This is a genomic window from Actinoalloteichus spitiensis RMV-1378, assembly GCF_000239155.1.
GTDB lineage: Bacteria > Actinomycetota > Actinomycetes > Mycobacteriales > Pseudonocardiaceae > Actinoalloteichus_B > Actinoalloteichus_B spitiensis.
This window is the reverse complement of sequence record NZ_AGVX02000225.1, coordinates 1-8,783: the sequence shown is the minus strand read 5'-3', so window position 1 is coordinate 8,783 and position 8,783 is coordinate 1. Positions and strand designations below refer to the sequence as shown.

The 8,783-nt window shown below is 71.9% G+C and carries 10 protein-coding genes; 4 read left to right on the top strand and 6 right to left on the bottom strand.

Features of this window, described 5'->3' with window-relative positions; all coding sequences use genetic code 11:
- The 3 genes from ACTIDRAF_RS28400 to ACTIDRAF_RS0211450 form a co-directional block, all read right to left on the bottom strand.
- Positions 1-735, bottom strand: a 735-nt coding sequence (locus tag ACTIDRAF_RS28400; protein WP_016698882.1) for an ABC transporter permease, incomplete at its 3' end; no start/stop codon positions are given.
- The gene (locus tag ACTIDRAF_RS28395) at positions 728-1,990 is read right to left on the bottom strand and encodes an ABC transporter ATP-binding protein (protein ID WP_016698881.1); all 1,263 of its coding nucleotides are present in this window, start codon (positions 1,988-1,990) and stop codon (positions 728-730) included. The genes ACTIDRAF_RS28395 and ACTIDRAF_RS28400, both read right to left, overlap by 8 nt.
- A complete protein-coding gene (locus ACTIDRAF_RS0211450; protein WP_016698880.1) occupies positions 1,983-2,642 on the bottom strand; it encodes an ABC transporter permease in 660 nt (219 codons plus the stop codon). Before ACTIDRAF_RS0211450 ends, ACTIDRAF_RS28395 begins: the two co-directional genes overlap by 8 nt.
- An 856-nt stretch (positions 2,643-3,498) precedes the next feature.
- On the opposite strand from ACTIDRAF_RS0211450, the gene ACTIDRAF_RS0211445 reads away from it, so the two are divergent.
- Together ACTIDRAF_RS0211445 and ACTIDRAF_RS0211440 are read left to right on the top strand one after the other, a co-directional pair.
- Positions 3,499-4,179, top strand: coding sequence for a YcnI family copper-binding membrane protein (locus ACTIDRAF_RS0211445; protein ID WP_016698879.1), 681 nt, complete (start codon positions 3,499-3,501; stop codon positions 4,177-4,179).
- A gap of 96 nt (positions 4,180-4,275) precedes the next feature.
- Positions 4,276-4,812: a copper resistance CopC family protein gene (locus ACTIDRAF_RS0211440; RefSeq protein ID WP_245533506.1), complete on the top strand. Its 537-nt coding sequence runs from the start codon at positions 4,276-4,278 to the stop codon at positions 4,810-4,812.
- Positions 4,813-4,914: 102 nt separating this feature from the next.
- On the opposite strand, the gene ACTIDRAF_RS28390 is transcribed toward ACTIDRAF_RS0211440, so the two are convergent.
- The 3 genes from ACTIDRAF_RS28390 to ACTIDRAF_RS0211425 form a co-directional block, all read right to left on the bottom strand.
- Entirely contained in the window at positions 4,915-5,265 is a 351-nt protein-coding gene (locus ACTIDRAF_RS28390) for a hypothetical protein (RefSeq protein WP_016698877.1), read from the bottom strand.
- A gap of 171 nt (positions 5,266-5,436) precedes the next feature.
- A complete protein-coding gene (locus ACTIDRAF_RS0211430) occupies positions 5,437-6,351 on the bottom strand; it encodes an aminoglycoside phosphotransferase family protein (protein WP_016698876.1) in 915 nt (304 codons plus the stop codon).
- Complete coding sequence (locus ACTIDRAF_RS0211425; RefSeq protein WP_026066001.1) at positions 6,348-7,721, bottom strand: helix-turn-helix domain-containing protein; 1,374 nt, start codon at positions 7,719-7,721, stop codon at positions 6,348-6,350. The genes ACTIDRAF_RS0211430 and ACTIDRAF_RS0211425 overlap by 4 nt, the downstream gene beginning before the upstream one ends.
- A gap of 301 nt (positions 7,722-8,022) precedes the next feature.
- On the opposite strand from ACTIDRAF_RS0211425, the gene ACTIDRAF_RS28385 reads away from it, so the two are divergent.
- Complete coding sequence (locus tag ACTIDRAF_RS28385) at positions 8,023-8,247, top strand: hypothetical protein (protein WP_052168785.1); 225 nt, start codon at positions 8,023-8,025, stop codon at positions 8,245-8,247.
- 7 nt (positions 8,248-8,254) lie between these two features.
- Positions 8,255-8,638, top strand: coding sequence for a hypothetical protein (locus ACTIDRAF_RS0211415; protein ID WP_016698873.1), 384 nt, complete (start codon positions 8,255-8,257; stop codon positions 8,636-8,638).
- The last annotated feature ends 145 nt before the right edge of the window (positions 8,639-8,783 follow it).

The window sequence follows — 8,783 nt, the reverse complement described above, 5'->3', positions numbered from 1 at the left end:
GTCGACGAGCAGCGCGAGCGCGGCGGAGAGCACCGCGCCGACGACGAGCACCGAGGTCCGGCGCAGCTTGTACCCCACGTCGATCAGTTCGCCGAGTCCGCCACCGCCGATGAAGAAGGCGAGGGTGGCGGAGCCGACGGCGAGCACCAGGGAGGTGCGCAGCCCGGCGAGCATCAGCGGGACGGCCAGTGGGAACTCGATGCGGCGCAGCACGGTGAACCGGGACATGCCGATCCCCCGGCCGGCCTCCAGCAGCGACTGGTCGACCTGTTGGAGGCCGACCATCGTGTTGCGCAGCACGGGGAGCAGCGCGTAGAAGGCGATGGGGACCACCGCGACCCAGAACCCGGTCTGCTGGGTGAGCAGGAAGAACAGCACCAGCAGGCCCAGCGCGGGAGCCGCCTGCCCCATGTTGGCGATGCCCAGCACGATCGGCGCCACGCCCCTGGCCCAGGGCCTGGTCACCAGGATCCCGAGCGGGATGGCGACCAGGAGCACGATGACGGTGACCGCCAGCGTGATCTGGACGTGCTGCCAGGTGAGGGTGAGGATGTTCGCGGCGTTGATCTCCCGCGCCTCGATGTCGTCCAGGTCACCGGTGAACGCCCACACGAGGACGGCGGCGAGGATGGCGAGGACGACGACTGGCTCGGTGAACAGGCGGAGTCGTTCGGAACGCCGGGACCCCGAGTCCGCGGAGAACCCGGCACGTTCCGCCGTGGTGGTGTCAGCCATGAGCCGCCCCCGTACCGCCGCCCTGGCTCCCGCTGGGCCCGTCGCCCTGCCGCCCGTCCGGCGCGCCGTCCTCGTCCTCGTACTGCTCCCGCAGCGCGCGGATCGTCCCCATCAGGCTGTCCAGGCCGACGACGCCGGCGTACTGGCCACGGGAGCGGGTGACGACGGCGTAACCGGCGTCCGCCGTGAGCAGGGCCTCGAGGGCGTCCTGGAGGGTGGAGGCCCGGTCGACGGAGTCCTCCACCGGACGGCCGGCGGTGGCCAGGGAGCCGCCGCCCCGGTCGAGGTCCCGGCGGGTCACCCAGCGCAGTGGCCGGCCCCGGTCGTCGAGGACGAGCCCGACGGCTCCCTTCCGACCGCCGATGCGGGTGGCGAAGGCGGCCGGTTCCTCGCCCACGGTCGCGGTGGGCAGTTGCTCCAGTTCGATGTCGCGGACCCGGCGGAGGGTGAGCTGTTTCAGCGCGGCCCCCGCGCCGACGAAACCGGCGACGGTCTCGTCGGCCGGGTTCGCCAGGATCGCCTCCGGGGTGTCGTACTGGAGGATCCTGGACTGGGAGCCGAGAACGGCGATGCGGTCCCCGAGCTTGACGGCCTCGTCGAAGTCGTGGGTGACGAAGACGATGGTCTTGCCCATCTCCTCCTGGAGGCGCAGCAGCTCGTCCTGGAGGTTGCCCCGGGTGATCGGGTCCACCGCGCCGAACGGCTCGTCCATGAGCAGCACGGGGGGGTCGGCGGCGAGGGCCCTGGCGACACCGACCCGCTGTTGCTGTCCCCCTGACAGCTGTTTGGGGAAGCGGTCGCGGTACTCGGTCGGGTCGAGGCCGACCAGGTCGAGCATCTCCTCGGTGCGGTCGGCGATGCGTTTCCTGTCCCAGCCGATGAGCCCGGGAACGAGGCCGACGTTCTGACCGACGGTGAGGTGCGGGAGCAGCCCCACCTGCTGGATCGCGTAGCCGATCCCCCGGCGCAGCTCGTCGGGGTTGAGCCGGAGCACGTCCTGTCCGCCCACGGTGATCCGGCCGGACGTCGGTTCGATCAACCTGTTGATCATCTTCATGGTGGTGGTCTTGCCGCACCCGGAGGGGCCGACGAAGACCACGGTCTCACCGGCGGGGATCGTCATCGTGACCGAGTCGACGGCCGGCTGCCGCTGGCCTCCGTACTGCTTGGTGACGTTCTCCAGCCGGATCTCCACGCCGCTCGTGGCGCGGTCCGACTCGCCGCCGAGCTTCGGCGCGGTGTTCGTCTCAGACACGGATTCCCCTTGACGTAGTGAGCCGGCCGATCAGGACGTACACGGCGTCCAGGACCAGGGCGAGGATGACGATGGCGACGGTCCCGGCCACGGCGGCGTTCGTCGCGTTGGCGCTGCCGACCCGGGACAGGCCGGTGATGATCTGGTTGCCCAGGCCGGGGCCCTTCGCGTAGGCGGCGATGGCCAGGATTCCCATCAGCATCTGCGTGCTGACCCTGATGCCGGTGAGCACGGCGGGCCAGGCGAGCCGGAGTTCCACCCTGGTGAGGACGTCGAACCTGCTCATGCCGATGCCGCGTGCCGCGTCGGTGATCGAGCTGTCGACGGAGGCGAGACCGACGATGGTGTTGCGCACGATGGGCAGCAGGGCGTACAGCACCAGCACGGTCACCGTGGGTGGAACGCCGAGGCCGAGCACGGGGATCAGCAACCCGAACAGCGCGAACGACGGGATGGTGAGGATGGCGCTGGTCACGGCGGTGGCGACGGCCGAGCCGAACGGGCTGCGGTAGACGGCGACACCGATGAGCATGCCGACCACGGTCGCGATGACCACGCACTGGACGACCGCGCTGACGTGGAGGTACGAGTCGAACAGGAGCTGCTCCCACCGCCCCGCGACGAAGGAGCCGAAGTCGGAGAGCCAGTTCACGAGTGGACCTCCGACGGGCGGGGTCGACCACCCGTCCCGGGGACCGGAGGATCGTCCCTGGAGGCCGGAACCCGTTGGGTCGTGCGCGGACTGGTCCTGGTCCTGTCGCTCATCACAGTCGAGTACGCCCTCGTGGGCGACTCCTCCTCTCGTTGCGCCGGTCGCGGGTGGCCGGAGGGTCCACCTGGCTCGCCGACGACACGGCCAAATGGGGCTACATCGTCGGAAGCCCTCATACCGTTACCCAGTCCGCCTCCCAAGACAACATCGGCCGGTGCGTACGTAGTCGAAACGACATCCCCGGTTGATCTGGCCGCCACGTACCGCGCCGTTCTCCCGGGGTGGCCTCGCCGTGACGCGTGCTTCACCTCACACCCTCCTGACCGGGGTCGTCGCTGGTGGTGACGGTTCCCGCCTGCGCGTCCGGGGCCGGGAACCGGAACGGGCCGGCCGGGTGGCCCTCGGCCGACCGGCGGCCACGGGGAATCCCATGACCTCGTTATCTGCGCCGGCGCGGGGTTTGGCAAGGCGCCACTCCGGAGTGCGGGGCGACGGCCCGGGCGTGCCCGCCCGGGGGTGGGCGGGAGCCGGTCGCGGGGGCAGGTCGTTCGTGTCGCGCCGGTCCTGAGGTGGTGGTCGCGCACGGTGCGAGGCCGAGCTGCCAGGTGACGTTCCCGGTCACCGCCACCGGTGGTCCACGAGCCCGCTGGTTACCGTGGTCGGTGGGTGCTGGCGGGCGTCAGGGGCTTCCCACGCCGCCGGCCTCGCCGGCCCCGCCGGTCGGGTTGTCGTCGCGGTCAGGAGAGATGGTGTCGTTCCAACACAGCGCCGCGCCGGGGCGAGCGCGTCGGTCGCGGTGGGCACGGCCGCCGTGGTCGTCCTCGGGCTGGTCGGGGCGGGCACGGCCTCGGCGCACGTGTCGGCGCAGCCCGGGGAGGCGCCGGCCGGCGGATCGGCCGCGGTGGCGTTCCGCGTCCCCAACGAACGGTCCGACGCGGGCACCGTGGCCGTCACGGTGACCTTCCCGGAGGAGCATCCGTTGACGTCGGTGTCGACCCGTCCCCTCCCGGGCTGGACCTCCGAGGTGACCACGGTCGAGTGGGACGAACCGGTGGAGGCGCACGGCGTCGAGGTCACGGAGGCCATCAGCTCGGTCACGTGGACGGCCGAGGAGGGGGTGCGCATCGAGCCGGGGGAGTTCCAGGAGTTCGAGGTCAGCCTCAGCGGTCTCCCGGAGGACGTCGACGTCTTCGTGATGCCGGCCGAGCAGACCTACGACTCGGGTGAGGTGGTGTCGTGGACCGATCCGCCGTCGCGGGACGGCACCGAGCCCGACCTGCCCGCTCCCACGCTCAGGCTCGTCGAGGACACCGGTGGTCACCACGGCCGCCCGGGAGACGCGGACGTGGCCGCCGCCCCGGTGGCGGGTGGCGCCGAGGACGGGACCGCGCGGGTGCTCGGTGGGCTCGGCCTCGCCGTCGGCGCGCTGGGCCTGGGGCTGGCGTTGGGCGTGTTGGTCAGGACGCGGCGGCGGTGAGGTCGGTGCTGGTGTCGCGGGAACGCGGGGTCCGCTCGGTGCCGGCGGCCCCGCCCGCACCTCGGGGGGTCGCCGTGGCAGCGGATGGTGGGTGCCGTGGTCTCGCTGCTGCTCGTCCTGGCCTGGCCCGCGTCCGCGCACAACGTGCTGGTGGGGTGCGACCCGGTGGACGGGGCCACGCTTCCGACCCCTCCCGACGCGGTGGAGCTGGTCTTCGACCAGCCGGTTCTGGGTGGTTTCAACACGGTGACCGTCACCGGCCCCGGCGGGTACCGGTGGGAACGGGACGAGGAGGTCGCCGTGGAGGGAGCCTCCGTGCGCCAGCGCCTGCACCCCTTGGGCCCCGCCGGCGAGTACACCATCGCGTACCGGATCCTCTCCGCCGACGGTCACCCGGTATCGGACACCCTCACCTTCACCCTGGCCGACGACGGACCCGGAACGGTGCCGCCCCAGCCACCGGACGCGCCGGAGGACGCGGACCTGGTGCCTCCGGGTGCCGGGGAGGAGCCGGCCGTGTCCGGCGGTGCCCCGGTGTGGGTGTGGTTCGCGGCGGCGGGAGCGCTGTTCGTGGGTGGGCTGCTGGTGGGGTCGCGCGTCGCGGGTCCTCCGGCGCCGCGCCCCCGGCGGTGAACGCGGGTACGCGGCGGTCCGGCGGGCGCGGCGAACGGTCGGTGGGCGGCGCCGGACGGCGTCCGGGAACGGCGGCTGTCCCGTGGTGTGGGAGCGGGAACCTCAGATCAGCGGGCCCAGACGTGTCCAGGGGGTGAGCGGGGGCGACCCCGGCTGCTCCCGGAGTTCCTCGATCCTGGCCAGGCAGCGGCGTCCTCGCCGGTCGAGTTCGGTGCGGTCGATCCACCCGTCGGCGAAGTTGCGGTACGCCTGGGCGAGCAGCACGAGCTCCGCGAGGTAGTCGGCCGCCCGGCGGGCGCCGGGCTGGTCCAGTCTCCGCACCAGTGGGAGTTGACCCCGCACGATGCGGTCCAGGGCGCTGGCGGTGCGCCTGGCCCGCCAGGAACTCCACACGCTCCAGGAGCTCCAGGGGAGTCGCGGCTGGTCGTTGACGACGGCTTCGGGCACGATCACCGGGGCTGATCACCTCGCGCGCTGCCGAGAGCTCATTCACCGGCAGGCCGGGGCGCGGGGCGCGCGCCGTCGGAACGCGGGAGAGGGACTCGGGTCGACTGTGACGTCCGTGACATCGGCCGGGGGTCGCGGGACGTTACGGTCCGGACACCGAGGGCTACCAGCGGGTGGTCACCGGTACCGGGTCCACCTGGCGGTCTCGTCCCCCTCGCGCAGGGACCGGAGTCGCAGCTCGAGCTGCGGCCGGAACTCGGGTTTGCTGCGCAGGATGGGCAGCACGCTGGTGGTCAGCTTGAGCTCCCGCACATCACGCAGCACGGGGAAGCCTCTCCAGCGCAGCAGGTCGAACCCGTACCGCGCGGCGAACTGCCGGTAGCGCCGGCGGGACGCCCCGAACCTCAGCACGCCCACCGCCATCGGGGTGAGGTCCCACTCGCGGGGGCCGGCACAGGACGAGTCGAAGTCGCACACGACGGGGCCGGTCGGGCCGGAGATCAGGTTGCCCAGGTGCGCGTCCCCGTGCACGAAGCCCTCCTGGAGCGGGAACGTCAGGTCGTGCAACCGGTGCTCGAGTTCCGCGCAGCGTTCCTCCAGGAACGCCCGGTCGTCGTCGGCGAGCTCCTCGGCGTCGGTCAGCCGGCGACGCACGTCGTCCAGTGGCGCCCAGTAGGGCAGCGGGTGGTCGGGCAGCGGCAGCGAGTGCAACGCCCGGAGGACGGCCGCGAGGTCGTTGACCGAGGCCGGGGGCGTGACCGAGGGGACGTTCTCCCAGATCGTCGCCACGTGGCCGGCGACCCGGACCGGTTGGCTGACCCCGGGCAGCAACCGGACCGCGGGCACGTCGTGCTCGGCGAGCCAGCGTGCGGTGCGCACCACCTTCTCCACCCGGTGCAGCAGCTTGGTGGAGACGACGATGCGCACCACGGCCTGGTCGCGGGCCAGTCGGAAGACGGCGTTGTTGGTGCAGCGGAGCAGGGTGGCGCCGGTGGCGTCGAGCCCCTGCGTCCGGCACACCTCCCGCAACACCGCTGTGAGCTTGTCCTGGGTGAAGCGGCCGTCGGGTGCGGCGGCGACCAGCGTGTTCACGCGGACAGGTGGAGCGTGAGTCGTTCGTGGAGCTCCTTGGCCGCCGGGTTGGCCGACCGTTTGCGCGTCTCGGCGAGCAGCGGCCGCAGCCGGTCGCGCATCCGGCTCGAACGCACGTCCTCGCTGGCCTCGATCGCCAGGTGACCACAGCGCACGCCCTGGTCGATGTCCCCGGTGCGCAGGTGGTTCGACGCCATCATGATGCGTTGGAAACCCCGGTTGCGGTTCATGTCCTCGCGGAGGGTGGCGCTCGCCTGTTCCAACGCGTTGACGGCGATCCTGGCGTGGTTCGGGTCGGCTCCCTCGACCGCCGCGAGGGTGGTGTAGACGGCGCCGATCATGGAGTGCAGGTCGGTCTCGTCGAAGAACCGGACCCAGGAGGGGGCCTCGTCGAAGTCGGACCGCGCGAACGCGTCCTTGGACATGCCGAGTTGCAGGATCGCCTGCCGTGCCAACCCGGCTTCCGCGTAGGCCCAGGCCTCGTTGGCGCAGAGGACCGCCACGGTGAGGGCGGAACCGGTGTTCTGGGCGGCGACCTGGCCGAGCTGGAACATCTTCAGCGCCTCGTTGGGCGCCTTGTGGTGCAGGTACAGGCGCCCGGTGCGGTAGAGGATGTTCGCGACCAGGGTGTCGTTCCCGCCGCGCTTGGCGAACTCGAGGGCCCGCCCGAAGTGGCTGCGGGCGGAGTCGATCAGCCCGATGTCGAAGGAGGTCCAGCCCGCGAGGTTGTAGAGGTCGCCGATGGCGACGAACAGCCGCTGCTCCACCTCCTCGGTCCGCTGCGCGCCCAGGAGCTGCTGAGCCCAGTTGAGCTGGGCGATCACGGCGTCACGGCAGAACCCGCCGCCGTGCCGGTAGTCCAGGGACCGCAGGGCCCCGGTGGCCGCCTCGATCTGGCGGACGTCGGTGAGGCCGATCCGGTTGGGCACAGGGGTGCGGGCCGCGGTGGCGGCCCAGCCGGGCTCGGAGCCGAACACGGCCGCGCCGACGGTCACGGCGGCGGCGTGCGCCAGGAACTTGCGACGCTTCACCGATTCCTCCTCTTCAGCCTGCGCGTCGTCGACGACCCCGACGACACGAGCCGCTGTGGCCTCGTCGTAGGCGAGTCCCATGTAGCCCCGGGGCACGCCGAGCCCGGTGGCGATCCTGGCCAGCACGTCGTAGGCCATGACCTGCCGTCCCTTGAGGATTTCCGACACCTCGGACTGGGACTGGCCCGTCGACGCGGCGATCTGTCGCTGGGACACGCCGAACCGCCGGAGAATCCGGTACACGGTGCTGATGTCACGTTGCAGGAGCGCGTCGCGCATCTCCTGCTTCTCCCAGACCTCGGGTGTAACGGGCGAGCTCTGGGAACCGATTGTGTTCATTTGAACCCCCTCCCGCCGCAACGGGCGCCAACCGCAGAGTAAGGCCATGCCGGCCCGGCGGTGAAGCGCCGATCGGCGGAGGTGATCGGCCGCCGTGAAGGGGCGGTACCGCTCGTCGTGGAACCCCGGCCGATCGGCGCATCCCGTCTCCCCCCAGCCAACCACGTGCAGCACTGTTGGTGGCGGCAAGGCAACGACGGGCACACCGAGCAGGGAGCGACCGGACACCGTGGACTGGGCGACGCGTGAGGACACTCCGACCGGGGGATTCCCCGCGGTGGGTGACGGGTCGGTCCGTTCCGTGGACGACCGACCGACATGGCTGGTCGAGTGCCGGGACATCGCGAGCCGTCCCTGCGTGGTGACGGTGCTCGTCGACGGAGACCGAGTGGTGATCGTGGGACCACCCGGCGAGACAGCAGTGTTCTCCTCCTCGGAAGTGGAGACGCTCCGCAACGCGTTGCGTGCGGCGGCCTCGGCCGCCACGCGACACGACACCGCCCTGGCGGCGGGAAGGCAACGGTGACGTTTCGGTGGACGAGATCCTGGGTCGGGTACTGCGCAACGCCGTGTGGGAGCGGCTGGACATGCTGACCGAGTTGGCCAACCGGGCCGACACCCCATCCCTGCTCTCGGTGGCTCGATCGGAGCTGCCTCGCCTGACGGAGGGCTGGCGTTCCCTCCTCAACGCCCACCAGCCGGACCAGAAGGGCAACTGCCCGGAGTGTTCGACGAGGTGGCGGCAGCGGAAGGCTCCGTGCGAGGTGTGGCGGGCGGCCTACGAGCACCTGGTCGCCGGCGGTCTGGCACCGCACCCCTCGCGCCACCTCCAGCCGGCGCCGGTCGAGAACTCCCGCCGCGGCCCGGCGCACACCTCCGTCCGGAGAAGGCCGGCCGTGCCGGCTGGCGTCTCCTGACGGCCCCGAACCGGCGGCCTCGACCTCGTACCACCCCCCGACTGGAACGAGTGCGAACAGCCGCCTCGTGACCGGTGGCCCGCGCGCACGGCAGGCCCCCCGACACCGCATCGCGGGCCACCGGTCACTCCCCGGCAGAAGATCG